The organism is Kribbella sp. NPDC055071, from assembly GCF_053608045.1.
This window is the reverse complement of record NZ_JBSGUS010000074.1, coordinates 1-1,281: the sequence shown is the minus strand read 5'-3', so window position 1 is coordinate 1,281 and position 1,281 is coordinate 1. Positions and strand designations below refer to the sequence as shown.

Annotated in this window: 1 pseudogene; it reads left to right on the top strand. The window is 46.9% G+C overall.

From position 1 onward, the window contains the following. Window positions 1–1,281, top strand: a pseudogene (locus ACWF4Z_RS38340) (DNA-directed RNA polymerase subunit beta'); the annotation flags it as partial.

Genomic DNA, 1,281 nt, shown 5'->3' with positions numbered 1-1,281 from the left:
CTGAAGAAGAACGCTATGAGAGAGTCATCTCTATCTGGAGTGCTGCAAAAGACGTTATCCAAGGCAAACTGATGAAATCACTTGATGAACTCAACCCGATCTACATGATGAGTGACTCTGGTGCCCGTGGTAACGCATCTAACTTTACGCAGCTTGCCGGAATGCGCGGCCTGATGGCCAACCCGGCTGGACGTATCATTGAGTTGCCGATCAAATCAAGTTTCCGTGAAGGTCTGACAGTATTGGAGTACTTTATCTCCACACACGGTGCGCGTAAAGGTCTTGCCGATACCGCTCTTAAAACTGCTGACTCAGGTTACCTTACACGCCGTCTCGTTGACGTTGCGCAGGATGTTATCATCCGTGAAACTGATTGCGGAACTGACCGAGGCATTCTTGCTAAGCCTCTTAAAGAAGGAACTGAAACAATTGAGCGCTTAGAAGAACGCTTAATCGGACGTTTTGCAAGAAAACAAGTGAAGCACCCTGAAACAGGTGAAGTGCTTGTGAATGAAAACGAACTGATCGATGAAGATAAAGCACTGGAGATTGTCGAAGCCGGTATTGAAGAAGTGTGGATCCGTTCTGCCTTCACATGTAATACGCCTCATGGTGTATGTAAACGATGCTATGGCCGAAATCTTGCAACTGGCTCCGATGTTGAAGTCGGTGAAGCTGTCGGAATCATTGCTGCCCAATCAATCGGTGAGCCTGGTACACAGTTAACAATGCGTACATTCCATACAGGCGGGGTTGCCGGAGACGATATCACACAGGGTCTTCCGCGTATCCAAGAGCTTTTCGAAGCGCGTAATCCGAAAGGTCAGGCAACAATTACAGAAATCGACGGTACAGTCGTTGAGATCAATGAAGTTCGTGATAAGCAACAGGAAATTGTGGTTCAAGGCGCAGTGGAAACACGTTCTTATACGGCACCTTACAACTCCCGCCTGAAAGTAGCGGAAGGAGATAAAATTACTCGAGGCCAAGTACTGACAGAAGGTTCAATCGATCCGAAAGAACTTCTTAAAGTGACTGACCTGACGACTGTTCAAGAGTATCTTCTCCATGAGGTTCAAAAGGTTTACCGTATGCAGGGTGTTGAAATCGGTGATAAACACGTAGAAGTAATGGTTCGCCAGATGCTTCGCAAAGTACGCGTAATTGATGCCGGTGACACTGATGTGCTTCCTGGTACATTGCTTGATATTCACCAATTTACTGAAGCGAACAAAAAGGTATTGCTTGAAGGCAATCGACCTGCTACAGGCCGTCCTGTCT